Source organism: Mycobacterium vicinigordonae (genome assembly GCF_013466425.1).
Lineage (GTDB): Bacteria > Actinomycetota > Actinomycetes > Mycobacteriales > Mycobacteriaceae > Mycobacterium > Mycobacterium vicinigordonae.
In genome coordinates, this window is sequence record NZ_CP059165.1 from 3,101,385 (window position 1) to 3,127,947 (window position 26,563).

Annotated in this window: 22 protein-coding genes and 1 pseudogene; 10 read left to right on the top strand and 13 right to left on the bottom strand. The window is 64.1% G+C overall.

The genetic code is table 11. The features are described 5' to 3' along the window. The first annotated feature begins 4 nt into the window (after nucleotides 1–4). From H0P51_RS14015 to H0P51_RS14025, 3 genes are all read left to right on the top strand, one after another. On the top strand, nucleotides 5–1,036 hold the full coding sequence (locus tag H0P51_RS14015) for a hypothetical protein (RefSeq protein ID WP_180918609.1): 1,032 nt from the start codon (nucleotides 5–7) through the stop codon (nucleotides 1,034–1,036). A gap of 331 nt (nucleotides 1,037–1,367) precedes the next feature. Continuing rightward, nucleotides 1,368–2,153 (top strand): ParA family protein, encoded by a 786-nt coding sequence (locus H0P51_RS14020; RefSeq protein WP_246398666.1) that lies wholly within the window; start codon nucleotides 1,368–1,370, stop codon nucleotides 2,151–2,153. A gap of 117 nt (nucleotides 2,154–2,270) precedes the next feature. Beyond that, nucleotides 2,271–2,840, top strand: a complete 570-nt coding sequence (locus tag H0P51_RS14025) for a dihydrofolate reductase family protein (protein WP_180918611.1) — start codon at nucleotides 2,271–2,273, stop codon at nucleotides 2,838–2,840. Here the strand turns inward: H0P51_RS14025 and H0P51_RS14030 are convergent. The 10 genes from H0P51_RS14030 to H0P51_RS29105 all read right to left on the bottom strand — a co-directional run bounded on the left by H0P51_RS14030 (nucleotide 2,827) and on the right by H0P51_RS29105 (nucleotide 10,589). Next, on the bottom strand, nucleotides 2,827–3,375 hold the full coding sequence (locus tag H0P51_RS14030) for a thioredoxin family protein (protein WP_180918612.1): 549 nt from the start codon (nucleotides 3,373–3,375) through the stop codon (nucleotides 2,827–2,829). The two genes, H0P51_RS14025 and H0P51_RS14030, sit on opposite strands and share 14 nt — an antisense overlap. A 20-nt stretch (nucleotides 3,376–3,395) precedes the next feature. Further along, nucleotides 3,396–3,737: a DUF3253 domain-containing protein gene (locus tag H0P51_RS14035; RefSeq protein WP_246398669.1), complete on the bottom strand. Its 342-nt coding sequence runs from the start codon at nucleotides 3,735–3,737 to the stop codon at nucleotides 3,396–3,398. Between the two features lie 85 nt (nucleotides 3,738–3,822). Continuing rightward, entirely contained in the window at nucleotides 3,823–4,365 is a 543-nt protein-coding gene (locus tag H0P51_RS14040) for a NifU family protein (protein ID WP_180918614.1), read from the bottom strand. A 2-nt stretch (nucleotides 4,366–4,367) separates the two neighbouring features. Beyond that, nucleotides 4,368–6,308, bottom strand: a complete 1,941-nt coding sequence (gene feoB / locus H0P51_RS14045; RefSeq protein ID WP_180918615.1) for a ferrous iron transporter B — start codon at nucleotides 6,306–6,308, stop codon at nucleotides 4,368–4,370. Continuing rightward, nucleotides 6,305–6,547, bottom strand: coding sequence for a FeoA family protein (locus tag H0P51_RS14050; protein WP_246398672.1), 243 nt, complete (start codon nucleotides 6,545–6,547; stop codon nucleotides 6,305–6,307). Before H0P51_RS14050 ends, feoB begins: the two co-directional genes overlap by 4 nt. Nucleotides 6,548–6,704: 157 nt before the next feature. Continuing rightward, nucleotides 6,705–7,304: a cyclic nucleotide-binding domain-containing protein gene (locus tag H0P51_RS14055; protein ID WP_180918617.1), complete on the bottom strand. Its 600-nt coding sequence runs from the start codon at nucleotides 7,302–7,304 to the stop codon at nucleotides 6,705–6,707. Between the two features lie 113 nt (nucleotides 7,305–7,417). Continuing rightward, the gene (locus tag H0P51_RS14060; protein WP_180918618.1) at nucleotides 7,418–8,101 is read right to left on the bottom strand and encodes a VldE C-terminal domain-containing protein; all 684 of its coding nucleotides are present in this window, start codon (nucleotides 8,099–8,101) and stop codon (nucleotides 7,418–7,420) included. A gap of 64 nt (nucleotides 8,102–8,165) precedes the next feature. Next, nucleotides 8,166–9,722 carry a succinic semialdehyde dehydrogenase gene (locus H0P51_RS14065; protein WP_180918619.1) on the bottom strand — a complete coding sequence of 519 codons (1,557 nt, stop codon included), beginning with the start codon at nucleotides 9,720–9,722 and terminating at the stop codon, nucleotides 8,166–8,168. A gap of 267 nt (nucleotides 9,723–9,989) precedes the next feature. Then, nucleotides 9,990–10,124: a hypothetical protein gene (locus H0P51_RS29100; protein ID WP_343061791.1), complete on the bottom strand. Its 135-nt coding sequence runs from the start codon at nucleotides 10,122–10,124 to the stop codon at nucleotides 9,990–9,992. Nucleotides 10,125–10,211: 87 nt separating this feature from the next. Further along, the gene (locus H0P51_RS29105) at nucleotides 10,212–10,589 is read right to left on the bottom strand and encodes an LLM class flavin-dependent oxidoreductase (protein ID WP_213016741.1); all 378 of its coding nucleotides are present in this window, start codon (nucleotides 10,587–10,589) and stop codon (nucleotides 10,212–10,214) included. A 97-nt stretch (nucleotides 10,590–10,686) separates the two neighbouring features. On the opposite strand from H0P51_RS29105, the gene H0P51_RS14075 reads away from it, so the two are divergent. Together H0P51_RS14075 and ngg are read left to right on the top strand one after the other, a co-directional pair. After that, nucleotides 10,687–12,492 carry an N-acetylglutaminylglutamine amidotransferase gene (locus H0P51_RS14075; RefSeq protein ID WP_180918968.1) on the top strand — a complete coding sequence of 602 codons (1,806 nt, stop codon included), beginning with the start codon at nucleotides 10,687–10,689 and terminating at the stop codon, nucleotides 12,490–12,492. After that, nucleotides 12,489–14,285, top strand: a complete 1,797-nt coding sequence (ngg, locus tag H0P51_RS14080; RefSeq protein WP_180918621.1) for an N-acetylglutaminylglutamine synthetase — start codon at nucleotides 12,489–12,491, stop codon at nucleotides 14,283–14,285. The genes H0P51_RS14075 and ngg overlap by 4 nt, the downstream gene beginning before the upstream one ends. Here the strand turns inward: ngg and H0P51_RS14085 are convergent. Further along, nucleotides 14,243–14,648 (bottom strand): annotated as a pseudogene (locus tag H0P51_RS14085) (DUF6632 domain-containing protein). The gene ngg and the pseudogene H0P51_RS14085 sit on opposite strands and share 43 nt — an antisense overlap. 88 nt (nucleotides 14,649–14,736) lie before the next feature. Here H0P51_RS14085 and H0P51_RS14090 point away from each other — a divergent pair. The 5 genes from H0P51_RS14090 to H0P51_RS14110 all read left to right on the top strand — a co-directional run bounded on the left by H0P51_RS14090 (nucleotide 14,737) and on the right by H0P51_RS14110 (nucleotide 25,241). Then, entirely contained in the window at nucleotides 14,737–16,062 is a 1,326-nt protein-coding gene (locus tag H0P51_RS14090; RefSeq protein ID WP_180918622.1) for a cation:proton antiporter, read from the top strand. Nucleotides 16,063–16,176: 114 nt separating this feature from the next. Then, on the top strand, nucleotides 16,177–17,961 hold the full coding sequence (locus tag H0P51_RS14095) for an NAD(P)/FAD-dependent oxidoreductase (RefSeq protein WP_343061792.1): 1,785 nt from the start codon (nucleotides 16,177–16,179) through the stop codon (nucleotides 17,959–17,961). Nucleotides 17,962–18,013: 52 nt separating this feature from the next. Continuing rightward, nucleotides 18,014–23,536: a type I polyketide synthase gene (locus H0P51_RS14100; RefSeq protein WP_343061793.1), complete on the top strand. Its 5,523-nt coding sequence runs from the start codon at nucleotides 18,014–18,016 to the stop codon at nucleotides 23,534–23,536. Between the two features lie 8 nt (nucleotides 23,537–23,544). After that, on the top strand, nucleotides 23,545–24,387 hold the full coding sequence (locus H0P51_RS14105) for an ABC transporter ATP-binding protein (RefSeq protein WP_180918970.1): 843 nt from the start codon (nucleotides 23,545–23,547) through the stop codon (nucleotides 24,385–24,387). Between the two features lie 95 nt (nucleotides 24,388–24,482). After that, nucleotides 24,483–25,241 carry an ABC transporter permease gene (locus tag H0P51_RS14110; protein WP_246398676.1) on the top strand — a complete coding sequence of 253 codons (759 nt, stop codon included), beginning with the start codon at nucleotides 24,483–24,485 and terminating at the stop codon, nucleotides 25,239–25,241. Between the two features lie 15 nt (nucleotides 25,242–25,256). Here H0P51_RS14110 and H0P51_RS14115 read toward each other — a convergent pair whose 3' ends face one another. Together H0P51_RS14115 and H0P51_RS14120 are read right to left on the bottom strand one after the other, a co-directional pair. Continuing rightward, on the bottom strand, nucleotides 25,257–25,682 hold the full coding sequence (locus H0P51_RS14115; RefSeq protein WP_180918625.1) for a pyridoxamine 5'-phosphate oxidase family protein: 426 nt from the start codon (nucleotides 25,680–25,682) through the stop codon (nucleotides 25,257–25,259). Nucleotides 25,683–25,765: 83 nt separating this feature from the next. After that, the gene (locus H0P51_RS14120) at nucleotides 25,766–26,503 is read right to left on the bottom strand and encodes a VIT1/CCC1 transporter family protein (protein ID WP_180918626.1); all 738 of its coding nucleotides are present in this window, start codon (nucleotides 26,501–26,503) and stop codon (nucleotides 25,766–25,768) included. Nucleotides 26,504–26,563 lie beyond the last annotated feature (60 nt).

The following is a 26,563-nucleotide window of genomic DNA, read 5'->3' on the forward strand; positions in this document are numbered from 1 at the left end:
AAATATGCCCCACGTCTCCGAGGTCGGCAATTTCGACTTCGCCACCGCCGTCGGCTGCTACGAATCCAACCTCGACCTGCACCTGCCCACCGCGCGGCCATTCGGTCTCACCGAAGAGGTGAATTACCTCTACGGCGGATGGCGCGACGAGTCCGGTGCGCTGCACATGGTCGAACGAAAGTTCTGCGGTCCGATGACCGCTGGGCTATGGATGATGACCATGCGCTCGGGCAAAGTGAATCTGGAGCCCGAGTCGCTACAGACCGTGCGCGGTGAGGTCAAACGCGAATACTCGGCGACCGAACATCACTTGCACGGGTCGCTGCTCGGTAAGGCCGGGGGAGCACCGGAAGAGGGATTGGACTATCGGTTGACTCCGGGTGCGCTGCACTGGCGCGAGGGCAGCATCTTGCAACTCGACGGGACATTGGTGGGCCCAGGGATTCAGATCGGATCTCTGGACAACGACGAGCCGTTCTTCTACCTCAGCGAGCTGTACAAGGTGCGTGGCACCGTTCTCGGCGAATCGGTCGAAGGTTTCGTGTTCCTCGACCATGGCTACTGGCCGCATGGACAGGACTGGAAAGAGTGGCGAATCTTCAAGGACACTCAGCTGGGGTGGTGTGCATTTGCCACCGAATTCACCGACGGCCACGTGGAATGGGGCCAAGTGGCGATCGGTCGGCAAAACTTCAACTTTGTTGCGGTGGCTGACGAAAACGGGCCCTTGGTAATGGATGTCGGGACCGCCGGCGGCGTCGACCCCGACCCTGACGACTGGGCGCAGCGGATTGGCTACCGGGCGCATGACGGGCGGACCTGGCTATTCGAGCTGGAGCCGGGTGGGCAGATGTCGCAGTTCTCGGCCGCGCGGTGGGGTGGGTATTGTGCGCAAGCGGGAAAGATATTGCGGCACGACGAAACCCGCGACGTCAAGGTCGCGTTCGCGTGGGGTGAGACGTTCATGGAGCGTTGCCGGCAAGAGGGCATTGGGCCCGTCGACGCACTGTTCGAGGCTGAGCTCGAGTCGACATAGACGTTTGTTGACCGCCGGAATTCCGGCGGGCCCCACTCTCGGGCCTCACGCCCGAATTAGCTCTGCTGATCGGCGCCGTGGTTGGCCGCGTTCAGCACAAGACGGAGCCAATCCGGGAGGGTCTCGACAACTGTCCGAAGTGGCGCTGATGCTCGGCGAATACTTGGCGACGCAGGCCTCGCGGTAGTGACACACCTTTGTGTCAGGCCATCGCTATGCTTGCTGAGCATTGGGCAGATCCCCGACCGGAGGTTCCGTCGTCGGCGCAGTTCACTGCCGGCGCGAGAGGCCGGCGCAAGAGTGGGGAAGGTGAGGCTAGGAGTTGGCAGCCGTGGCGGCCGCTGTCCTTTCGGGCAAGGGCGGGACAGCCAAGACACTGTGGCAGATGATGCTGGCGGGGGAGGCCTCCCGGAATGCGATTTCGACGTTGCTGGTGGACGCCGACCCGGAGCGGAATCTGTCCAATCATTTCGGCGTGTCCCAGCACTCGACCGGTCTCGGCTCGGTTTTGGAGGACGCCGGTATCAACTTCTGGGGAAACCCAGACAACGCCGCGAAGAGGGTCGACGAGGAGATCATCGAAACCAAATGGCCGCACGTTGACTTACTGCCGGCCGGCGCGACGCTGACCCGCGTTGCCGGCGTCGGCTTCTCGGACACGGGACTGCTGCGCGGGATCTTCACGTCGGCTGGGGTGTTCGACCGCTATCAGCTGATCCTCATCGACACCGGAGGCCGCACCGGATCACTGGAAGCGCTCGCTATGCATCTGGCTGACGTGGCGTACGCCCCGATAGTGCCCACCATCGACGCGGTGCGCAAAGCCGTCGAGGCGCGCAACCGGGTCGAACGCATCCAACGTACCCATCCGCTCCAATGGATCGGGGTGGTCTTATCCGGTTTCGATACCCGCAACAGCATCGAACAATCGATCCGGGAGCGGGTGTACGGGGAGTTCGGCGACGAGGTCCGCGCCGAGGTTCCCCGGCGCGCGATAATTAATGAGGTATTTCAGGTCGGCGATCGGCTAGGCGACCGGCACGATCCCATCGCGCGGCGGCTGGCGCCAATCTTCTGCGAATTTCTGCTACGCGATCTACTGGGCCACACCGGCTAAGCCCCAAAGGGGGCACTCTGATCGGCGCGACCCCTCTTGCAAGTGGTCAATCCAAGTGGTCAAACTCTGCTTATTACGGCCCTCCGGCGATGAGTAACCGGTCAAGTCAATCCCTAAATGCGCTCACTGATCATCACCCAAAACATGACCCTGGACGGCTCGGTCGAAATGCTGGGGGACTGGTTCGACCCGCAACTGCAGGACGACGACCTGATCGCCGAGATGCGTCGCCAGGACCTGACCGCCGATGCGCTGCTGCTCGGTAGGCAGACATTCGAGGATTTCCGCAGCTACTGGCCGCACCAGGTCGACGACCCCACCGGCATCGCCGAGTACGTAAACACCGTTGCCAAATATGTGGTGTCCTGCACCCTCATTGATCCGGGGTGGGAAAATTCGACGATTCTGTCGGGCGAACCGGTGCAGCGGATACGGAAGCTCAAGGCAACGCCCGGTGGTGACATCGTAGCCACCGGCAGCATCACGTTGTGTCAGTCGTTAATCGGCGCCGGTTTGGTAGACGAGTACCGTTTGTTCGTCTACCCCATAGTGCAGGGGGCGGGGCGTCGCCTATTCCCGGACGGCACAACCATTTCCGGACTGCGGCCGGCCGCCGTGCCGATGACCTTTCCCAGCGGTGTCACCTTGGTCAGCTGGACCGCGCCAAGCAGCCTCAACGCCACTTGATGCCACACCCGATCGACGGCCGTTGGTCGGCACCTACCTGTCGCCCGCCAAGCACGGCGGCGACGGCGGCTCGCACGTCGGCTCCGGTGACCGGCTGGTCGTTCTTTGGGCGTGAGTCGTCAAGTTGGCCTCGGTAAACGAGGCGCCGCTCACCGTCGAAAACGAATGTGTCCGGCGTGCACGCCGCAGAGAAGGCCCGCGCAACGTCTTGGCTCTCGTCGTAGAGGTACGGGAAGGTCCAACCGTGACGGCGCGCCTCGGCGACCATCTGCTCGGGGCCATCCTGCGGATAGGTGACGACATCGTTGCTCGAGATCGCGACCATCGCGACGCCCCGTTCTGCGAAGTCCCGACCGAGCGCGGCCAGGCCTGCGGCGACGTGCTGGACGTAGGGGCAGTGGTTGCAGATGAACGTCACTACCAGGGCCGGACCAGTCAGGTCTTCGAGGCTGACCATTCCGCCGGTCGCCGGGTTGGGCAAGGTAAATGATGGGGCGGGGGTGCCGAGCTCGATCATTGTCGATTCAATGGCCATGGTCGCCAGGGTAACGCTCTTCAGTTACCGGTGATTCCTATACGGATAGGCCCCCGCCACGGCCCGTCGGCGTCCAGCACCTCGCCGCGTTGAGTGATCTGCACCGCGCCGGATTTCGCCAGCTCGCGGGCGAGTTCGCGGGCGTCGCCGGTCAAGGCCCGCCAGCTCTTGCCGCCGACCGCTCGAGCTGCGTCGGAAGGGCAGATGGTTCGCTGCGGGCCGCGGCGGGTGGCCAGGGCCAGGATCGCCGACCTCAACCGCTGTTCGACGGGTCCGTTGCCCAGCGCAAATTCGGCGTCGGCGCGGGCTGGGCCGCCCTCCTCGAGGGCATGGCGCAGCTCCGCGCGCGCCCGGTCAATCACGTTGTGCCGATCAAGGTTTGGCCAATCCGCAAGGATTATGGCGGCGGCGCAGATTGAACTGATCGATCTCATCTCGTCAGCCGGGTTAGCGATGCCGCACCACGCGCTTGGGCGACAAGGGCAGCCACCTGCGGCGTGGTGGTGCGGTCCTGATTTCGCGGATCTGCGGGTAACGGCTCTGCACGCTGCGCGCCACCAGATCACCGAGAGTGCGCCCGCTCATCGGGCAGCCCAGGCAGGCCCCGTCGAGGGCAAGAGTGAGTATGCCGTCGTGCACCGAAACCACCGAGATCGCGCCACCGTGAGAGTCGGCAAGAGGAGCGACATCACGCGCTAGAACGTCCTCGATGCCCGCACGAAGCGCCTCGTCACTCAATTCGGCGTCCTCGGCCCCGGACAGTGCCTCGAAGAGCGCTGAGCGTACGCGCGGCCCGTCGACATTCCAGGAGCGGTTGGGGCCCAACCACGTTCGCACCTCGTCGGTGTCGACCTCAGCGCGCTCCAGCACGCCTTCGTTGATCAGGGCGCTCAATTGCGCAGGCAAGTCGAACAGCCGGCGCCCGTTCGTGAGCCACCGCAACAGGCGGGGGTCGTCGGTGATCTGCGGGTGCAGCAGCGGTCTGGACATGCTCAGCCGGTGAGCCACAGCGTGATATGGCGGGCCGCGAAGGCGGCTACCCAGGCCAGGGCGAACAAGTATCCCCACGCCACCAACGGCCACCGCCACGAGTTGGTCTCGCGGCGGATGGTGGCCACGGTGGACATACATAGCAGGGCGTAGGCGAAAAACACCATCAGCGCAACAGTCGTAGGTGCGCTGAACAGTAGCGTCCCCTGATGTGGACCGGAGGTAAAGACCGCCGAGTGCGCGGCGGTGGTCAGGTCACCCGTCTCGCCGGTGGCGAAGATCTGGCCTAGCGTCGCCACGAACACCTCGCGGGCGGCCATCGCTCCGATCAGCCCCACGCAGATGCGCCAGTCGAAGCCGAGTGGTGTGAACACCGGCTCCAGGATCCTGCCCAGGCCGGCGGCAAATGAATGGTCGACGACGTACGCGTTGGCGGCCGTCGCGTCCATCCCGGCGGTTTCGGCACCCCTGGTAGGCAGGTTGAGTAAAAACCACAGCACCACCGAGGTGCCCAGGATGATGGTTCCGGCCTTGCGCAGAAACACTTTCGCCGAGTCCCACATCGTCAGCAACACCGATTTGGGTGACGGGAAGCGGTACGGCGGCATCTCCATGTAGAAGGGCAGCAGATCGCCACCGAGTACCACCGATTTGAACAGCCAGGCAGTCGTCATTGCCGAGATCCCACCGAGCAGGTACATCCCTAACATCGCAACGCCCTGCATCGACACCGGGCCCCACCGCGACCGGGGATCGACCAGCAAGCCGATCAGGAGGATGTATACCGGCAACCGCGCCGAGCACGTCATCAGCGGGGCGGCCATGCAGGTGGCGATCCGGTCCCGCGACGATGGCAGCGTGCGGGTGGCCATGATGCCCGGCACCGCACATGCCAGCGACGACAGCATCGCCACGAATGCCCGCCCGTCCAGTCCGGTGGTGGCCATGATGCGATCGACCAGGAAGGCCGCGCGGGTCATATAGCCGACATTTTCCATGAGCGAGATCAGCAAGAACATCAGAACGATCTGCGGGATGAACACCAGCACGGCGCCCACGCCGCCGATGATCCCGTGCCCGAGTAGTCCCGCCACCGCCGCGTTGGAGATGTTCTGCTCGACGAGCGTGGCGAGCCACTCGAAGAGTCGCTTGATCAGGTCCTGCGCGGGGGCGGCCACGGTGAATATCGTCTGGAAGAAGGCGAACATCACCCCCACGAAGGTCAGTGAGCCCCATACCGGATGCAGCAGCACCCGGTCGATGCGGGCGCTGCGCTGGTCCGGTACGGGCTGGCGGTAGCGGCCAGCGTCCAGGATCGAGGCCGTCCAGCTGGCGAACTCGGCATCGTCGCGCGGCGGCGGTATTGGGATCCGCGCCCACGTGTCCGGGGCGCACAGCAGTGCCCGTAGCGGTTCGAAACCTTTGCCGCGGCTGCCGATCACACCCACCACCGGGACACCCAGCGCGGCGGCAAACCGATCGATATCCAATCGGCCGCCGCGAGAGGTCAATTCATCGGTCATGGTGAGGATCACCATGGTGGGGGCGCCGAGTGTGAGTACTTGGGCCACCAACGACAGCGACCGCTCGAGCACGGTGACGTCCACGACCACCGCCAGCGCTTCGGGGGGCGCGACTCCGGCGAGCCGTCCGTGCAGTAGATCGGCGACCACCTGCTCGTCGGGACTGACCGGATACAGGCTGTAGCAGCCTGGCAGATCCTCCACGACGAAGTCCGTCTTCGTGCCAGCAGCGCGGTATCGGCCGGTGCCGATGCGGCGGGCCACCGTAACGCCGGGATAGTTGCCGGTACGCGCCCGCATGCCGGTCAGGTGGTTGAAGACGCTGGTCTTGCCGGCGTTGGGGCTGCCGACCAGCGCGATCCGCGGCAGGCTGGGCGCTGCGTCGACGGTGCCTTCGTCGCGATGGCAGGATGCGGTCATGGCCGCCGACCGGTCTCTTCGCTGACCTCTTCGGCCACTTCCAAGTAGGAGGCCTCGTGCCGGCGCAAGCACGTGTCGTACCCCAACAACCGGTACACGGCGGGATCGCCGAGCGGAGCTGTACGCAGCTTGACCACACGGGTCCCAGGGCGAAAGCCCAAGTGGCGCAGACGGATTTGCACCTCGGATGGCGCCGACTGACTGACCGCAACGATCTCGGCGGGGACTTCGGCCGCCAAGTCGGCCAGGGTGAGTGAACGATTCGGATGAGCGCGGCGTGGCGGCGTTGAGCGGTTCGACCGGTTCCAGGTCATCCCGATACCTCCGATTTGCCGCCACAGTACTTAGGCAAGCCTATCGAAATATGGCGAACTGCATCGGCCCGCGGTCGGGAGCTCAGCTCTTGCTGTTGCGTTCAACCCATTGAGTCAGCGCGTCCTCCAATGCCGCGGACACGCTGACACCGGCCCCGCCGGCGGCGTGCTCGAACCGCTCGACCAAGTCCGTCGGAACCGAGGCGTTCAACTTGGAGCGCTCCGGCTTCGGCTTCGGCGGCTGCTCGACGGCCACGTGCTTAGCGGCTGTGGCCTCCATGGTCTCGCGTAGGGCAGGGATCTCTTTGAGTAGGCGGTCCAGGTCGTCGCGCTCGATGCGCAGCACCTCGGCCGGCCCGATTGTGGTGACGGTCGCCGACCTCAATTTCCCACGGCGCAAGGCAGATTCACCGATCACTTCACCCGGACCCACCACGGCGACCCGGTCCCGGCCGACGTACACACCCACCTCACCGCTGAGCAGGATGAAGCACGCGTCTGATGGGGTCTGCTCGCGAATCAGCGGCCAGGGCACCGACTGTGACGAGTGATTGCTGGCGGCGACGAGCCGCTGCAGCTCACTATCCGAGAACTTCGCGAAGGCAGGAAACTCGCGCAGCCGACTGGCATCGTTGCGGATTCGACGATCTTCTTCCTCTTGCTGCTTCGCATCCACCTTCATGGGGGACTCCTGCCGTGCGATGTGAACCGTGACATCGAGGAGCCTACGTCGAATCTGTCGGACTGCACCAAGATATTTGCGGGCCGCGGGCCTCCGCTGACCGATCCGGTGCCTCAGTCTGGCGGCGCGGGCGTCATCGAGCCGATGAAATAGGTTTCCCGGCCGGTTGGGTAGCCGCCGCCATTGGTAGCGATGTGAACATGGTCGTAGTGGTTGGCGGTCTCGTTGCCGAGGTCGGCCGTCCAGCTGCCCGATCGGATACCCAGATAGATCTTCTGCCGCCAGATGACGTGGTCAATGCCCCAGCGCTTCGCGTTGGCCAGGGCCAACCCGGCGATCTGGTTACCGAGCGCGATGCCTTCGGGGCTGCTGTGGTCTGGGATCATGACGTCGATTGCCAACCCGTTGGGATGCCATTTCAACGGGTCCTGTCGGTAACCGTAGATGGTCTTGATCTCGGGGAACAGCACACCGATGGCGCGGGCGGCCCAAATGGTCTTGATCTGCAATCCCTGTTCCGGGGCAACGCTGGGGGGCAGGGCGACCTGGAAGTCCTGGGCGGCCGCGGGAGCGTTTCCGGCCAGCTGGGCAGCTTCCTCGGGACTGGCGGTCTGCGGCGCCCCGGGGGGTGGTGCGGCGGGCTGGCTGGTCGGTGCGGCGGCAGCGGTGGTCGATTCAGCGCAGCACGGGGTCTTCGGCTTGGTGTCCTGGGCGTAGATCATGCCGCCGGCAAGAACGAGCGAGGCCGCGATAGCCAGCCAGCGGCCCCAGCCTTTGCCTGACGCGCCTTTGCCCACGTAGACACTTTAGTGTCGGGTGGGGCCGATGTGACAGATCTTCGCGATCTTCGAGTGTCGGGGCCTAGGTCCGACTGGGCAGCTTCATCACCGTTCGCACGATCGGCAGCAGCGACTTCTGCCATAGGGTCTTGGGCAGGCCGAACGGCGGGTCGAGGTTGAACACCCGCGCGGTCGCAATCGTCTGCGCCTCGGTGTATTTCAGCAGTCCCTCGGCGCCGTGCCGGCGACCCACACCCGAGATACCCATGCCACCCATCGGCGCGCTCAGGCTGCCCCAGGCGAAGGCGTAGCCCTCGTCCACGTTCACAGTGCCCGAACGCAACCGGGCGGCGATCTGCTGTCCGTGGGCGGGGGAGTCGGCCCAGACGCTGGCGTTCAAGCCGTATTCGGTGTCGTTCGCCTTCTCGACGGCCTCGTCCACGTCGCCGACCGGGTAGATGGAGACCAGTGGGCCGAATGTCTCGTGGGCCGCACACTCCATTTCCGGTGTGACGTCGGTCAGCACGGTCGGCTCATAGAACAGGGGTCCGATGTCAGGCCGGGCCTTGCCGCCCGCAATCACCTTGGCGCCCTTAGCTTTTGCGTCATCAACGTGAGCCGACACCGTCTTGAGTTGACCCTCCGAGATCAGGCTGCCCATGTCGACGGAGAAGTCGTAACCGGTGCCCAGCTTCATATTGCGCACGGCCGCACCGAATTTCTGAGCGAATTCGTCGGCGATGTCTTTCTCGACGTAGATCCGCTCGATGGAAATACACAGCTGGCCCGCATTCGAGAAGCAGGCCCGGGTGGCGGCCTTGGCCACTTTGTCCAGGTTGGCACCTCGCGTCACGATCATCGCGTTCTTGCCACCGAGCTCGGCTGAGAACCCGATCAGCCGGCGACCCGCCTGCTCGGCGAGATGGCTGCCGGTCTCGGAGGACCCGGTGAACATCAAATAGTCGCAGTTCTCGGTGATTGCCGTGCCCACCACCGAGCCCGGCCCGGGGACAACCGCGTACAGTGCCCGCGACAGGCCGGCCTGGTAAAGCAGCTCGGCACAGGCCAGCGCACAGTACGGCGTCTGGCTGTCCGGTTTGAGCACCACCGCGTTGCCCGCCAGCAGCGCCGGAACCGAGTCCGACGCGGTGAGGGTCATCGGATAGTTCCACGGCGAGATCACGCCTACCACGCCCTTGGGCTGGTAGCAGACGGTGGTCTTGCCGATCGCGGGCAGCAGCGACTGCACCCTACGGGGCTTCAACAGCCCGGCAGTCACGCGCACGTAGTAGTTCGCGTTCGCCATCAGGTCGACGATCTCCTCCTGTGCCGCCCACCGAGCCTTGCCCGCCTCGGCCTGCAGCAGGTCCATCAGGAATTCGCGGTTGGCGACCACCAGGTCGCGGTAGCGGCGGATGACGTCGATACGCTCACCCACCGGCCGGGCTGCCCAATCTGCCTGCGCTGCACGGGCTTTAGCAAAGGCGTCCTCGACATCGGCGGCCGTGCCGACCGGGATGGTGGTCAGCGGCTTGCCGGTGAAGACCTCGTCGATGGTCCTGGTCGGGCGCGCGTCCAGGTCGCCGATCGCCGCGAGCCGGCGCAGGCGGTCGAAAACATCGGCTGACGGTGCGGGCATAGTGGAACCTCCCTGGGAAGCGCAGACATCTAGACCCACCCTATCGGGCTACGGCGTATGGCCTTGCCGAGGTGATTGCCCCTCTAGTTCTGGATTAATCGCTGATAGCTGAGATACGTTGCGCAACTTCGCCATAACGCTCGATTCGGTCGGGGGCGCCAAATGCGTTGCACAACACGAGGCGGGACGTGACGGCCCCGGTACTTGGCCAAGAGCGCTTCGGCCACGCCGTCCCACGTCGATTCGGTAGCAAACGCCGCAACGTGTTCATCGGTGATCTCCGCTGCCATTCCCGCGCATTCCCGCGACAACACCGGCTTTCTGCTTTGCGCGCAACCGTGCCATGGTGCCCTCGAATCCGGCCTCGTCGAGGATGAACGCATAGGTCGAGGATGAACGCATAGTTGGGCGTGCTGGCGCAGAAACTGATGCTTGCCCGCACTAATTCTCGCTCGTTGCGGCGCTCCTCCTCGGTGTCGCCGACGATCGTCATGATTGGCACGATGACCGCAACATCGGCGAGGAGGCACTTTGCCCGCATTCCCGCAGCCGGGGCCCGGGTGTTCGAACCTCCACGCCGTAGCGTCGCACCACGTGGGTACGCACCTGGGTGCCCAACCCGCGCCGGATATTCCCGTTCGACGCTCTTGCAGTTCCCACGCCGCGGCCGCTGTGACGAACGGCCTCCCGCGGAGAGACGACCGCGACCCCCATCGACAGCTGTAGCCCGGGGGCGGCCTGGGGCGCGATGGCGGCATTGAGGTATGTCGTGCGGCCGGTCTCGGTGAACAGCAGGCCGCTGAACCCGGCCGCCCGCGTGCGCCGGGCCGTGCCTGTGATCTGCGCCAACGGTTGGCGAATCGTCACCGCGTCGACCTGCACAGTCGAACCGGACAGCGGGTCAATGACCGGCCGAGTGCTGCCCGCTCTGCGCTCGCTGACGCGGCCGGTTAAGGTCGAAGAGATGTGTGGAGCCACCGGTGAGGTGCGACTCGATGGCCGAGTGCCTGACGTAGGGGCAGTTGCCGCGATGGCCGCCGTGATGGCGCCGCGAGGTCCCGACGGCGCAGGGGTTTGGTCCCAGGGCCGGGTGGCCCTGGGTCATCGTCGCCTCAAAATCATCGACCTGACCGAGGCCGGAGCCCAGCCGATGGTTGACGCGGACCTGGGCCTGGCCACCGCCTGGAACGGCTGCATCTACAACTACCAGGAACTGCGCCGCGAACTCGAGGGCCACGGTTACCGGTTCTTCTCACACAGCGACACCGAAGTCCTGCTCAAGGCCTACCACCGCTGGGGCGACGACTTCGTTGCGCACCTGCACGGCATGTTCGCGTTCGCCATCGCCGAACGCGACAGCGGGCGAGTCCTGCTAGGCCGCGACCGCCTGGGCATCAAGCCGCTCTACGTCACCGAGGACAGCCACCGGATCCGCTTCGCCTCGACCCTGCCGGCGTTGCTGGCTGGTGGCGGCGTCGACACCCGCATCGACCATGTCGCTCTGCACCACTACATGACCTTCCACTCCGTGGTGCCCGCACCGCTGACCATCCTGCGCGGCGTGCGGAAGATCCCGCCGGGGTCGCTGCTTGCCATCGAACCCGACGGCAAGCGCACCGCCACCATCTACTGGACGCCGGACTTCACCCGCCAGGACCGCCACGCCGACTGGTCGGAGACCGATTGGGAAGATGCCGTGCTCGCCGCGCTGCGCACCGCGGTCAAACGGCGACTGGTCGCCGACGTCCCGGTCGGTTGTCTGCTCTCGGGCGGAGTCGACTCCAGCCTGATCGTCGGGCTCCTCGCCGAAGCCGGCCAACACGGCCTTTCGACGTTCTCCATCGGCTTCGAGTCGGTGGGCGGCGTCGAGGGCGACGAGTTCCGCTATTCCGACATCATCGCCAAGTGGTTCGGCACCGACCATCACCAGATCCGCATCGGAACAGACCGGATGCTGCCCGCACTCGACGACGCGATCGGGGCGATGAGCGAGCCGATGGTCAGCCATGACTGTGTGGCCTTCTACCTCCTCAGTCAGGAGGTGTCGCGGCACGTCAAGGTCGTGCAGTCCGGCCAGGGTGCCGACGAGGTGTTTGCCGGATACCACTGGTACCCGCCGATGGGGGCGCCAGAGGCGAGCAGCCTGCCGGGAGCTGTGGCGGCATATCGCGCCGCATTCTTCGACCGGGACGTCCCGGGTCTCAAGACCCTGGTGGCGGCCGAGAACGTCGCCGCGGACGATCCCAGCGAACGATTCGTCAGCGAGCATTTCGCGCGCGCCAACGCGGCCACCGGCATCGACCGTGCGCTGCGCCTCGACACGACCGTGATGTTGGTTGATGACCCGGTCAAGCGGGTCGACAACATGACCATGGCCTGGGGGCTGGAGGGCCGGGTGCCGTTCCTGGACCACGAGCTGGTGGAACTGGCCGCAACCTGCCCACCGGAACTCAAGATCGCCCACGAGGGCAAGGGAGTGCTCAAGCAAGCCGCCCGCCGGGTGATCCCCGCTGAGGTCATCGACCGGCCCAAAGGATACTTCCCGGTGCCCGCGCTGACCCATTTGGAGGGCCCGTATCTGGACATGGTCCGGGACGCCCTGTACGCGCCGGTGGCCAAGGAGCGCGGACTGTTCCGCTCCGAAGCTGTGGAGGCGTTGCTCGCAGACCCAAACCGCAGACTGACCCCGCTGCGCGGCAACGAGCTCTGGCAGGTAGCGCTACTGGAGATGTGGCTGCAGAAGCACGGTGTCACAGGGGCCGCCGGATGACGATTATCGGTCCGTCAGAGGATCACCCGGAAGCGATCACGCTCGCTTTGCATGACGCGGCGCCACCTCAGCTGGCGGCGGCGATGGCCCATGATGTGGAACTCGAATTAGGTTGGGGCCGACTTATTTTCGGGCAGACATTCACCGATGCCGACACACTGGCCGAGTCGCTGCGGCGGGAGGCGCCCGGGCGCCGCGACATCTGCATCTACGCGCGCGAGTCCCACGTAGTGGTCGCCAAAGCTCCGGCCGAGCTGTTCATCGACCCCAGTCACACATACCGGTTGCGCTTTGCCAGCGCTTCGGACGAGAACGACGAGGAACGCGCGGCACCCCCGCCGTACGTCACGGTGCGCACCCTCAACGACGTCGGCGACGCCGATGCGATGAATCGCGTCTACGTGCGGTGCGGAATGGTTCCGGCGCCGGTGGAGACGATCTGGCATAACCATCAACAGGTGGAGGCGGTTACCTACCTGCTGGCGGTGCGCAACGAGGACGGCGCCGTGGTAGGGACCGTCACCGGGATCGACCATGAACTGCTGTTCGCAGACCCCGAGCACGGGTCCAGCCTGTGGAGCCTGGCGGTGGATCCCGCCGCCGCTTTGCCCGGACTGGGCGCGGCGCTCACCCGCGCGCTGGCGCAGCACTTCCATGCCAAAGGCCGCGCGTACATGGATCTGTCTGTCGCGCACGACAATGCGGCCGCCACGGCGCTCTATGAAAAGCTGGGCTTTCGCCGCGTCCCGGTGCTGGCAATAAAGCGAAAGAACGCGATCAACGAGCCGCTATTCACCCCAGCGCCGGAAACAGTCGATGACCTCAACCCCTATGCCCGGATCATCGCCGACGAAGCGCTGCGCCGCGGAATCTGGGTGGAAGTACTCGACGCCGAGACGGGCGAGATCCGGCTTACGCACGGCGGCCGCACGGTCATCACTCGTGAGTCACTTTCGGAGTTCACCTCTGCGGTGGCAATGTGCCGTTGCGATGACAAGCGCCTGACCCGAAGGCTGGTGTCCGAAGCGGGTATCACCGTGCCCCGCGCTCGGCTGGCGACTTTCGACGACGCCGACTACACCTTCTTGACAGAAGTCGGCGAGGTCGTCGTCAAACCGACCCGCGGCGAGCAGGGCCACGGCATCACCGTCGGGGTCGCCGCCGAACGCGGTCCCGGTGAGTTAGCCGCCGCTCTGGCACGAGCGCGGGAGGTGTGCCCGGAAGTGCTGATCGAACAGCGGGTGCAGGGCCAGGATCTGCGCCTGGTGGTAATCGACGGCCGAGTGGTGGCCGCCGCGCTGCGGCTGCCACCAGAGGTCATCGGGACCGGTGACCACACCATCCGGGACCTGATCGCGGCCGAGAGCAGACGGCGTTCGGCGTCTACCGGAGGTGAGTCCCGCATCCCGCTCGACGATCTCACCGAGGCAACCGTCGCCGAATCTGGCTGGTCGCTGGACGATGTCTTGCCACAAGGAACGTGGCTGCGTGTGCGTCACACCGCGAACCTCCATCAGGGCGGCACGATTCACGATGTCACCGCGCAGGTGAACCCGGAACTGTGCCGGGTCGCGGTGTCGGCGGCCGAGGCAATCGGCATTCCGGTGACCGGCATCGATCTCCTGGTGACCGACGTCACCGGTGAGGAGTACGCATTCATCGAAGCCAACGAGCGTCCGGGCCTTGCCAATCACGAACCGCAACCTACGGCAGCCGCTTTCATCGACTATCTGTTCCCTGGCCGGCCCGGTCAGCCGCCTGCCTGGACCCCGGAAGAGTCGCCGGCTTCCTGACGCCGCACCAATACACCCAAGACCATCGCAGCGAGCAGCAGCGCCGCGATGTCACCCCACAGGTGCCATCTCGTGACTGCTGTGCAGCGACTGCACCGCCATAATCACCGCGTGTACGACGCTGGACCACACCGCGAACCAGATCAGGCTTAGGTGCCTTAGCGGATTGCTCGCTGCGTTGATCAAGAAGACGCCCAGCGTGGCGTAGAGACCGACGATCATCATGAAGTAGTCGGAGTGATAGGGCGGTCCGGAATGCCAGGCCCAACCTGACGGCCAGACCACGGCGAGTGGGTATACGAGGAGCATCACCGAGCCGAAGATCACGAGTGCCACTTGCAGATATTTGTACGGCCTGGACATTCTGCGCTCCCGGATAGTGCCGATGGCTTGCGATTATCCGCTTCCCATTGCGCATCCGCGACCCCTTTTGACGCCGCAAAGCTGACTTATGCCCGCATCGACCGCGATCCGTTTCTTCCTCGAACTTGCCGTGATCTTGGCGGCGTGCCGAGGAGTGGGGCTGCTGGCGCAACGCGTCGGGCAACCCCAGGTTGTCGGTGAGATGATCGCCGGTGTCCTGCTTGGTCCCTCGCTGCTCGGCCACCTAGCCCCTGCCGTGCAACACCAGTTGTTTCCACCGCGGCAGTCCAACGTCGTGCTGTACACCCTGGCGCAGATCGGCCTCGTGCTGTACATGTTCCTGATCGGGCTCAACTTCGATGCCAACCTCATCAAACATCGGGTGGGCACCGCGGTCGTCGTCTCCTCGGCGGGCATCCTGGCCCCCCTTGGGCTGGGAGCACTGATCGCCGGGCCCTTGCTGTCCGGCGGGGTCTATTTCGACAGTCGCGTCACCCTGGTGATGGCGATGATGTTCCTGGGCGCGTCCATCGCGACCACGGCGTTCCCGATGCTAGCCCGGATTATCTACGAAAAGCGGCTCACCGGAACGCCTTTGGGCACGCTGGCGTTGGCATGTGGTGCAGCCGACGATGCGCTGTCCTGGTGCCTGCTGGCAATCGTGCTCGCGATCCACCGCGGCAGCCCTGTCACGGCCGCCACTGCGATAATCGGCGGCTTCCTGTACTGCCTGCTGGTGTTGACCATCGGCCGCAAGGCTTTGGCCGGTCTTGGTGGGATATCCGAACGCCGGCAGGCGATAACGCCACCGGTTTTCAGCGCCGTCCTCATCTTGCTGATGCTCTGCGCCTGGTTCAGCGATGTGATCGGTATCTACGCCATTTTCGGAGCATTCGTCCTCGGCGTCGCAATGCCGTCGGGCTACTTCGCGCAACGCCTCACCGACATGGTGGATCCGATGGTGACGACGTTCCTGCTGCCGTTGTTCTTCGTTTATTCGGGGCTGAACACTGAGGTTGGGCTGCTGAACAGCCCGAAACTGTGGGCAGTGACGTTGGGCATCCTCGCGGTGGCAATCGCTGGCAAGGGAGTGGCGTGCGCGTTGGCTGCCCGGATTCGAAAGGTGCCGCTCCGCGAATCAATCGCCCTGGGATCGTTGATGAATGCTCGTGGTTTGATCGAACTCATTCTGCTCAACATTGGGCTTCAGGCTGGCATCATCACTCCCACTCTGTTCACGATCCTGGTGTTGGTGGCTATCGTCACGACGCTGATGACCGTACCGACATTCGAACTCGTCTACGGGCGATACCTGATCGCCGGCTCGCCTGCCGCGTATGCAGATCCCAACCTACGCGAGGCAGCGATTGCGAGAACAGAGGATGGCGACAAGCCTGGCGGGGTGGGTGTGTGAGCCTGACTACTGCCACCATGATTTCGTGTAGTTTCTTAAATATTAATTAACTGTGGTAATCGGTCACATGTGCTGGGAGGGGATAGTGTGAATACGCGAGCGCACCTTTCGCAGTTGAGCCCACAGGCGCGGGCAGCTTTGGCGCAGCGGATCAAGGCGCAGCTGACGGATACCGCCGATGCTCCGGACACCACGGAGGTCTTTGCGCCCGCCCCCGACTGTGAGGTGGCCGTCATTGGCGGTGGCATCGCGGCTCTCACACTGGCGATGGAACTTCACATCGCCCGACCCGCAACACGGGTTCTGATTATCGAGCCGGTCGGGCACCCGGTGCCGGAGATCACCCACACTGTTGGCGAGTCGACGGTCGAGGTGTCGGCACAGTATCTGCGGGACCGCCTGGGATTGGCAGACCATCTGCAGGCCTCGCAGCTGCGCAAGATGGGGTTGCGGATGTTCTTTTCGCACGACGCGAACGCCGACATCACCCAGCGAATGGAACTCGGCAATTCCAGGTACACACCGCAGGTAACCTTCCAGATCGACCGCGGCCGGCTGGAAAACGAACTCACCCGGCGCTGCCTGGCGGGCGGCGTCGAGATGGTCACGGGTCGGGTGAGATCCGTTGAATTTGGCGATGCGGGCGGGTATCACACCGTCTGCTACCAGAGCGGTGACACCACCAACACGCGGACAACGGCCCGCTGGGTGGTGGACGCATCGGGGCGCAACCGCGTGCTGGCTCGACAGCTGGGTCTCAAACGCACCACGGAGCATCACTGCAATGCCGTGTGGCTGCGCGTCGCAACTGAGATTGACATCGGGCGATGGAGCAATGACCCCAGCTGGCAAGAACGCCTGACCGAAGGTGACCGCGCGATGTCCACCAATCATCTGATGGGGGAGGGGTATTGGGTGTGGCTCATCCGGCTCGCGTCTGGATCGACCAGCGTCGGCATAGTCGCCGACCCGGCGCTGCACGCGTTCGATAGCTACAACACGTTGGCCAAAGCCCAAGCCTGGCTGCACGAGCACGAGCCACAATGCGCCGCGGTGCTGGCTGAGCACGATCACCTGATCAAGGATTTCAGGGTGATGAAGCACTACAGTCATAGCTCTACAAAAGTCTATGACGGCCAGCAACGTTGGTGCCTGACCGGCGACTCGGGAATCTTCTTGGACCCGTTGTACTCTTCGGGACTGGATTTGATCGCCATCGGCAATGGCCTGATCACCGACATGATCACGCGCGAACTGAGCGGAGAGAACATCGTCGCACGCGCCTCGATCAACGACTCGTTGTTTCGCTCGCTCACCGACATGTGGCTCAACATCTACTGCAACCAGTACCCGCTGATGGGCTCGCCGACCGTGATGTCGGCGAAGGTGATCTGGGACATCGCCTTCTACTGGGGATTTCTCGGGCTGTTCTACACCAACGACCGGTTCGCAGATGTTGCCGACGATCCTTCCGTTGTGCCCCATCTGCAACGCATGATCGACCTCAGCAACCGCATGCAACAATTCTTCCGCGAATGGGGTGCGGTTGAGATAGATTGCATAGCAGGGCAATTCGTCGACTTGTTCTCGCCGCTCAACTTCATGGTGGCGCTGCACACCGCGATGATAGGAAGCTCCCCGGAGTTCGACAGGCAGTTCGACACCAACGACCGGACGCTGCGCCAAATCGCGGGCTATCTCGTCGAAATCGTGGTCGGCAAGGAAAGCAACCGCTTCTCCGAGGACAACGTCATGCGGCAGGTGCAGGCGTGGCAACGAGACAAGTTCCTGCGCGAACTGCGCTCCATTTACCGGCACGACCAGGCGACGAGTCCAATCAGCGAGGGATGGATTCTGCGTTCTGGATCGACTCCGTTGGTGTCGGCGCCGACAAGGTGAGGCGCGCTGCTCTGCCGGTCACACCGGCTGTGAACTCAAAGGGATGATGCACATGGAGCAGGGCGGTCGCGAGGCACTGGCGATTGTCGGAATTGGATGTCGCTTTCCGGGCGGCGCCCATTCCGTGGAGGCCTTCTGGAACTCACTATGCGGTGAAACCGACGCGACTTGCGTCGTTCCCGAAACACGCTGGGACGCTGGACGCTACTTCGATCCGAATCCGGCAAAAGTCGGGAAGATGGTTACCTTCCGAGGCGGGTTCCTCAATCAGATCGATCAATTCGACCCCCAATTCTTTGGAATTTCACCCCGCGAAGCCAATCTGCTGGATCCGCAACAACGGCTCCTACTGGAAACCACCTGGGAGGCGCTGGAAGACGGCGGAATACCCGCAGACGCATTGGCGGGCACCGATGTTGGTGTGTTCGTCGGCGGATTCACCCTCGACTATCAACTGCTGCAAAACCAGGGCCGCACCAGTCGCTACAGGTTGAAGACGCACTCCGCCACCGGAATGATGATGACAATGCTGGCCAACCGTATCTCGTTCACGTTCGACTTTCGCGGTCCCAGTATGACCGTCGATACGGCGTGCTCAAGTTCGCTCGTCGCGGTGCACCTTGCGGCGCAAAGCATCTGGAACGGTGAATGCCACCTAGCGGTTGCCGGGGGAGTGAACATCATGATCGGGCCCAACACCGCCATCGCCGAGTCCAAGAGTGGATTTCTCAGCCCCGAGGGTCGCTGCAAGGCATTCGACGTGTCAGCAGACGGTTACGCGCGGGGCGAAGGAGGCGCCGTCGTCGTCATCAAACCTCTCGGACGGGCACTGGCCGACGGCGACGAGATCTATGCGCAGATACTCGGTACCGCAGTCTCCCAGGACGGACGCACCGAAGGCATTACCGTGCCGAGTGAGGACGCGCAGCACGCGGCGATCAGTACGGCCCTTGCACGGGCCGGGCTGTCTGCCAACGACATCGGATACGTGGAAGCGCACGGCACCGGGACCCCGGTTGGCGACCCGATTGAGTTGCGGGCGCTGGCCAACGCGCTCGCAGCAGACCGGCCGGAATCAGATCCGCTGCTAGTCGGTTCGGTCAAGGCGAACATCGGCCACCTCGAGGCGGCGGCGGGCGTCGCTGGGCTCATCAAGGCGGCTCTGGTGCTCAAACACGGATACGTTCCCGCGCAGCTGCATCTAAAAAATCCGTTGCGTACCACCAATATCGTTATTCCGCAAACCGGACGTCCCTTCGCCGAAGGCATTCGAAGGGTTGCCGGTGTCAACTCATTCGGCTTCGGCGGGACCAACGCGCACGTGGTGCTGGCACAGCCACCCACCCCGGTCGGCAATGCAGACGGTACTCCGGGCCGACCCCTGGTCATCCTGCCGATCTCGGCGCGGTCAGGGGAGGCGCTGACGGAGACGGTCCAGCAACTCGCGTCGCACCTGGGCGAGCATCCCGACGTCACGCTCGCGGATCTCGGCTACACCCTGGGCCGGCGCCGTTCGCATCTGAACCATCGGCGGGCCATTGTCGCGGGTAGCCTCGACGAGGCGCGAGACCAACTTCGGGCCCTCGCCGAGGGTGGGCAGATCTCACCGTCCCGCCCGCATCCGGCTTCACCCAAGCTGGCCTTCGTCTGCAGCGGTATGGGGCCGCAGTGGTGGAAGATGTGCCGGGGGCTTCTCGACATCTATCCTGCATTTGCCGACAGCATTCAGCGCACCGACCGAGAGCTGTCCCGTTACACCCACTGGTCGCTGCTCGATGAACTCCGAGCCGACGAAACCCGATCTCGGATGGCCGAAACCGAGGTCGCACAACCTGCCAATTTCGCCGTTCAAGTCGCGCTCGCGGCGCAACTTGCCCAGTTCGGGATCAGGCCGCACGCGGTGATCGGTCACAGCGCCGGGGAAGTGGCGGCTCATCACCTGGCCGGTCTACTCACCTTCGAGCAAGCGGTTCAGGTGGTGTATCACCGAAGTCGCCTGCAGCAACAGACAAGTGGGTTGGGCCGCATGCTGGCCGTCGGCATCGGCGCCGATGCACTCATGCAGAACCTCGATGACAAAGCATTCGACCAGATCGGGCGGCGGGTGTCCATCGCCGCGATCAACAGCCCCTCGGCGGTGACCCTGGCCGGCGACAGCGATGTGCTCGAAGACATCGCCCGTCAGTTGGGCGAGGCGGAGATTTTCAACCGGTTCCTGACTGGGAAGGTGCCGTATCACACCCACTACATGGAAGCGGTGAAGGAGGATCTCTGCCGGTCGCTCGACGGGCTGTCGTCGGGCACCGCCGCCATTCCGCTGTACTCCACGGTCACTGGCGAACAGTTGGGCGGATACACGGCCGGCGCCGCCTACTGGTGGCAGAACACTCGCGCCACAGTACTTTTCGAAGCAGCGGCGCGGCGGATGATCGAGGATGGATACGCCCACTTCGTCGAACTCGGCCCGCATCCCGTGCTGGCCCCGTCGATCATCGAGCTCGCGGGAACCCAAGAGGCCGAAAGGAACACCGAGGTCGTGGTGCTGCCGGCTCAGCGGCGCGACGACGACGACAGCCGCACATTGATGAACTGTGTGGGGGCGCTCTATTGTCATGGTCACCAAATCGACTGGGACACAATGTACCCGCGAGCTGGAGCACGACTGCTGAAGCTGCCGTCCTACCCGTGGCAATCGAAACGATTCTGGAACGAAACCCAGGAAGCCGCTGAGGAACTGCACTACCGCCCGGTGCATCCGCTGCTGGGGCAACCGGTGAGCGCAGTGCATCCGACCTGGGAAGTCGAATTGAGCACCGCCGCAATGCCGTTCCTCGAGGATCATCAGGTGCAGGGCAGTATCCTGGTACCCGGTGCGGTGTTCGTCGAAATGGCGTTGGCGGCTGCCAAAGCGACGTACGGTTCGACCGACCACAGTGTCGACAACCTGGTACTGCATCGCGCCCTCATCCTCGACGGAACCTGCGATCCGCTGCTGCGGACGACTCTTCACCAGGACACCGGTGCGCTGGAATTCGCAGCGTTCACCGCGACTGCCGACGGCGACCTCAACTGGACGATAACGGCGACCGCGGAATTAAACACGTTATCCAGGCCGATTCGCTGTACGGTGGACGACTCGCAACCCCTCGGCGCGATCAGCGGTGCCGACTTCTACGCCCATACCCGCACAATCGGGTTCGGCTACGGTGACATGTTCCAAACCGTGCGTGAAATCACTGCCGGACACGGCTGGGCGGTGGCTCAGCTCGAGGTTCCCGAGCGGCTCGCGGCTGAACTCGGGGCACACCGATTTCACCCGGCGCTGATCGACGGCGCTTTTCAAACACTCTTCGGGGCAAGGCTTCTCGACCAGGACCAGGACCAGGAGACATATCTTCCTACTCGAATTCGGCGCAGTTCCATCTTCCATGCCCCCGACCCGAACATGATCGTGCGAGCGCGCGTGGTGTCGGCAACGAGAGAAGAGATCGAAAGCGACATCACCATTTCCAGCCAGGCGGGTAAGACGCTCGCCACCTTTGACGGCTTCACGGTCCGATCGCTGTCCGCTGCGTCGGGCATGTCATGGGATCAATTAGACAAGGGGCTCTACGAAGTCGTGTGGATCGCGGAACCCGCGAGGAATCAAGATCAGGTACCTGAAACGGCGTGCTCAGCCGATTCGTCCTGGCTGATTCTAGCAGACACCTCCGGTATCGGCGCAGCGGTCGCGGAGAGGCTGCGCCGATGCGGCCACCGCGCCCACCTGGTTGAACACCAACCTGTCAATGCGCTCGCCGAGATCGACGGTGGCTACGCGCTGAACCCGCGGCAGGCCGAGCAGCTACGCCGACTGCTCGACCTCCACCTCGAGCGGGAACGCGGCCTCGCCGGTGTCGTTGATTGCTGGCCACTGGACATCACCTCCGACGATGCGACCGAAACAGCCCATCACATTGGCGTTTTCACGGTTCTGCGGCTGGTCAAGGCCTTCGCCGACAACGGTGCTGTGCGGCCCCGCCTGCACTTGATCACCGGGAACGCACAGCCGGCGCCCGGAACCGAATCGATCGTTGCCGATCAAGCCACCATCTGGGGGCTCGGCAGGGTCATCGGCCACCAAGAGTTTGTCGACTACTGGGGCGGGCTGATCGACATCGAACCCGATGCGGACACCGCCGAGACGGCAGCGCAGATCTGCGAGCATGTTCTGGCCGGTCAGTCCGAAGACCAGATCGCGATCCGAAGCGGCCAGACCTTCGTCGCTCGGTTGCGCCGCAGCGGTAACCTCACCAGGCCGTTTCCCACCAAACTCAGTCCGGACGCGACGTATGTCGTCACCGGTGGCTCCGGGGCCCTCGGCCGTATCGTCGCCGGCTATCTCGCCGAGCGTGGGGCGCGGCACATAGCGCTGTTGAGCCGAAGCAAGATACCGCAGCGAAGCCAATGGTCACGGCAAACGAAGGACGACCCGCACTGCGCCACCGTGGACGCGCTTCGAAGGATCGAACACCTCGGCGCGCGCATCACCACGGCCAGTGTCGATATCACCGACGCCGACCAGGTGCGGGCCTGGGTGGACGATCACAACCGGGACGGGGGGCAGCCCGTTCGCGGTGTTGTGCACGCCGCGGGAACGGTCAATGACCAACTGCTGGTGAACATGAGCGAAGCTGACTTCGCCGCAGTACTGGCGGTGAAGACCACCGGCGCCCGGATCCTGCACGATGTATTCGGCGGACAGGAGCTGGAGTTCTTCGTCATGTTTGGCTCTGCGGGTTCGGTCATCGCCGCTCCCGGCCAAGGCAACTACGCCGCCGCCAACGCCTTCCTGGACGCATTCGCGCATTACCGGCATGCGCAGGGACTTCCGGCGCTAACCATCGGGTGGGGGCCGTGGTCGGTGGGCATGGTGGAGGAATTGAAGCTGGAGAAGCTTTACCGCCGGCGCGGAATCGAACTCATCACCCCTGCGGCGGGCACCAGGATCCTCGACCGGCTCATCAACCAGAAGACAGCGAGTGTCGTCGCGATCAGTGCCGACTGGACGCTCGCCCGCCGGGCCGGGCTGAGCGGACAGCTGCCGCCGATGTTCAGCGAACTGGGCACCGCGGCGTTCTCGGCTGAATCAGATGCGGAAACCTCCATCCTGCAAGCACTCTCGCGGTGCGCGGAAGCTGAGCGGCAAGAAGTCGTCGCCAGCCATGTTCGTCGGATCCTCGGAGCTGTCTTTGAAGTCCCGGCCGCCGACATTGGGTCAGACGACATCCTCAACGACATCGGGATGGACTCGATGATGGCAATGGATTTCCGAACCCGGGTCAATGCGACGTTCGGAATTGACCTGCCGGTCCTGGAAATACTCCGTGGTGTCAGCGTCAGTTCCCTTGCGATGCAGATACTTTCGAGCCTGAACTTGGGGTGCGCCGAACTCCCAGTTGCTGAACGCTCGGAATTCGCGGGCGACGATATCGACAGCATGATGGAGCAGCTGTCGAATATCGAGCTTCGAGAATTGCTGGCCGAACTGGAGAGCCTATCCGCCGAGCAGGACACCGGAGGTGCTCAGCAGTGAGCATCGAGATGGATCAGCCCCCGGCGGTACATGTCCGGGGTTTATCCAAGGCATACGGGCGGACCCAGGCGGTGCGGGAGGTGGATCTCGACATCGGCCGCGGCGAGATCTTCGCGATTCTCGGCCCCAACGGGGCTGGCAAGTCGACAACCATCGAAATACTCGAAGGCCACCGTACCCGTGATGCCGGGCAGGTTCTGGTGCTGGGCGAAGACCCTGGAACTGCCGGGCGCAGCTGGCGAGCCCGGATCGGCATCGTGCTTCAGGAAGCTAGCGATGCCGGGATGCTCACAGCGGCGGAAACGGTGCAGATGTTCGCGAAATGCTATGGGACGGGCCGGGTTCCGGGCGAGGCCCTGGAGTTGGCCGGTCTCGGCGCGGTGGCCGGTAAGCGAGTGCGAGCGCTGTCCGGCGGGCAGCGCCGCCGACTGGACGTGGCTCTGGGTATCGTCGGTATGCCCGAGCTGCTGTTCCTGGACGAACCGACCACAGGTTTCGACCCGGAAGCGCGCCGCCAGTTCTGGGACCTCATCAGGTCGTTGGCGCGTGACGGCACCACTATCCTGCTCACCACCCATTACCTGGAGGAAGCGGCGGTACTTGCCGATCGTGTCGCAGTCATTTCGGGTGGGCGTGTGGTGGCGGTGGACTCACCGGACAGACTGACCGAACACGTGAGTTCGGCGGCGACCGTACGGTGGACGGAGCGGGGCGAGGTCTTCGCGGTGGAGACGGACCGCCCGACCGACTTGATTAGGCAGCGATCCCAGGACGGCCGCGAACTGGCGCAGCTAACCGTCTCTCGTCCAACACTGGAGGACGCTTACCTGCAATTGATCGGCCGGGGATGACGAACGCCGAGCACCTGGACAGCGACAAGCCGCCACGGCGCCGTGCGGCCGCGTCGGTGACACTGCCGTCCCCGCTGCGAATCGGATTATCTCGCGTGGGACCGGAATTGAAGATGTTCTACCGTCGCCCCGAGCAGGTCGGCCTGACCTTCTCCATGCCGGCGGTGATCTGCGTTCTGCTGGGCTCAATCTTCTCAAGCAAGCTGCCGGGAAGCGAAACCAGCACTGGCGCAGTGATAGCGGCCAGCATGCTCGCTTACGGCATACTCTCGACGTCGTTCATCAACCTCGGTATCAGCATTGCCGCCGATCGCGACAATGGTGCCCTGCGACGGCTTCGCGGAACACCGGCAACAGCCTCGTCGTATTTCATCGGCAAAATACTGCTGGTCGCGATCGCCAGCATTGCCGAAGCCGTGATCCTGCTATCGGTGGGGGTGTCGATCTTCGACTTGCGCTTGCCCGACAGCGCTTTCGGCTGGTTCACGCTATGGTGGGTGTTTTCGCTCGGCATTGTCAGTTGTTCGTTATTGGGCATCTTCATCAGTAATTTCGCCAGCAACGCGGTCTCCGCCGCCGTGATGACCAACGGCCCAGCCGTGGGCCTGCAATTCGTGTCCGGGACCTACGTGCCGCTCATGGCGCTGCCGGCCTGGATGCTGACCATCGGTTCGCTATTTCCGGTCAAGTGGATGGCACAAGGATTTCGGTCAGTGTTGCTGCCGCCGCAAATGGTGGCCTTCGAACCAGCGGGAAGCTGGGAACTTTGGCGCATCTTCCTGATTCTGACCGCTTGGAGCGTCGGCGGCTTGATCGCGTGCCTAACGGTTTTCCGTTGGTCAGATCAGAGTTAGTGCCGTGGATCTGCGTTAGCGCCCCGCCGGGGTGAACTGGAATCGCCGTCCAGAAATGATCTCTGGAATTACCCGCACATAATGTGATTTCTCCGAGCCGGTCCACGGTAGCACCTGCGCGCGTTCGGCTTCCGCGATCTCCTCGTCGCCACGCACCGAGCGGGCGGTACCCCTGACGATCACGCTCCATCCCTCGGTGACGTTGTGGTCGTCGACCTCGAAGACAACTTGGTTGTTAATCGCAGTGCTCACCAGTTTGGTGCCACCCGCGGTGCGAAACAGGATTGTCTTGCGTTGCACCGCATAGTTAACCGGGAAGATCTCGGGTCGCCCGTCGACGGCGGTGACAAGCCGCCCCAATGAGGTACCTCCAAGTAACTCCCAACATTCCTTGGCCGACAGGACGGCGGCGCCAGTGTCGTCGTGGATTTGGTGAGTCATAACACCAGGTTATGAGCAGCTGCCGGATAGCGCGCCTGCCGAAAGTCCTTTTTCCGGGAGGACCAACGCCGCCACCGCCCCGATCAATCGATGGCGGCGCCGAATAGGTGTCCGACGCCATAGGTGAGTGCCAAGCCCGCAGCACCACCGAGCACGACGCGGGTCACGGCGCGCCGCACGCTCGCCCCACCCAGGCGCGCGCTGAGCGCTCCGGTCAGGCTCAAGGCGATCAGCACGGCGACGAACGTCACCGGCACCCGCCAGGTAGCCGGTGGGAGCAGGATCGCCAGCAGCGGCAGCAACGCCCCGGTGGTGAAGGCGACGCTCGACGCCGCCGCGGCGTGCCAGGGATTGGCCAGGTCGCCCGGATCGATCTTCAGTTCAGCTTCGGCATGCGCGGCGAAGGCGTCATGGGCTGTAAGTTCCTCGGCCACGCGCGCCGCCGTCTGTGGTGAAAGACCTTTGGCCGCATAGATCGCGGTGAGCTCAGCCAGTTCGGTGCGGGGCGCCCGAGTCAGTTCGTCACGTTCCTTGGCGAGTAGGGCTCGCTCGCTGTCGCGCTGGCTGGATACCGAAACGAATTCGCCCAGCGCCATCGACACCGCGCCCGCCACCAGCCCGGCCAGCCCGGCGGTGAAGATGGGGCCTCGCTGCACCGTCGCGCCCGCAACACCCACGACGATGCCTGCCACCGACACGATGCCGTCATTGGCGCCGAGAACCGCCGCACGTAGCCAGTTCAGGCGACCCGAGGTGCCCGGTACATGCGGCTCGGCCGGATGCCGTCGTCGCGCGGATCGACGCGGTGAATCGTGACGCACGAGGTAAAGCCAACCGCACCAAGGCCCGTCGCGCCAGCAAGCGCAGCCTCACCAAAGCAG

Excerpts from the sequence above, each read along its gene's own strand:
- H0P51_RS14015 (WP_180918609.1), top strand. The coding sequence starts at position 5 with ATGCCCCACGTCTCCGAGGTCGGCAATTTCGACTTCGCCACCGCCGTC.
- H0P51_RS14025 (WP_180918611.1), top strand. The coding sequence starts at position 2,271 with ATGCGCTCACTGATCATCACCCAAAACATGACCCTGGACGGCTCGGTC.
- H0P51_RS14030 (WP_180918612.1), bottom strand. The coding sequence starts at position 3,375 with ATGGCCATTGAATCGACAATGATCGAGCTCGGCACCCCCGCCCCATCA.
- H0P51_RS14040 (WP_180918614.1), bottom strand. The coding sequence starts at position 4,365 with ATGTCCAGACCGCTGCTGCACCCGCAGATCACCGACGACCCCCGCCTG.
- feoB (WP_180918615.1), bottom strand. The coding sequence starts at position 6,308 with ATGACCGCATCCTGCCATCGCGACGAAGGCACCGTCGACGCAGCGCCC.
- H0P51_RS14055 (WP_180918617.1), bottom strand. The coding sequence starts at position 7,304 with ATGAAGGTGGATGCGAAGCAGCAAGAGGAAGAAGATCGTCGAATCCGC.
- H0P51_RS14065 (WP_180918619.1), bottom strand. The coding sequence starts at position 9,722 with ATGCCCGCACCGTCAGCCGATGTTTTCGACCGCCTGCGCCGGCTCGCG.
- H0P51_RS29100 (WP_343061791.1), bottom strand. The coding sequence starts at position 10,124 with ATGCGTTCATCCTCGACCTATGCGTTCATCCTCGACGAGGCCGGATTC.
- H0P51_RS14075 (WP_180918968.1), top strand. The coding sequence starts at position 10,687 with ATGTGTGGAGCCACCGGTGAGGTGCGACTCGATGGCCGAGTGCCTGAC.
- ngg (WP_180918621.1), top strand. The coding sequence starts at position 12,489 with ATGACGATTATCGGTCCGTCAGAGGATCACCCGGAAGCGATCACGCTC.
- H0P51_RS14090 (WP_180918622.1), top strand. The coding sequence starts at position 14,737 with ATGCCCGCATCGACCGCGATCCGTTTCTTCCTCGAACTTGCCGTGATC.
- H0P51_RS14100 (WP_343061793.1), top strand. The coding sequence starts at position 18,014 with ATGGAGCAGGGCGGTCGCGAGGCACTGGCGATTGTCGGAATTGGATGT.
- H0P51_RS14105 (WP_180918970.1), top strand. The coding sequence starts at position 23,545 with ATGGATCAGCCCCCGGCGGTACATGTCCGGGGTTTATCCAAGGCATAC.
- H0P51_RS14115 (WP_180918625.1), bottom strand. The coding sequence starts at position 25,682 with ATGACTCACCAAATCCACGACGACACTGGCGCCGCCGTCCTGTCGGCC.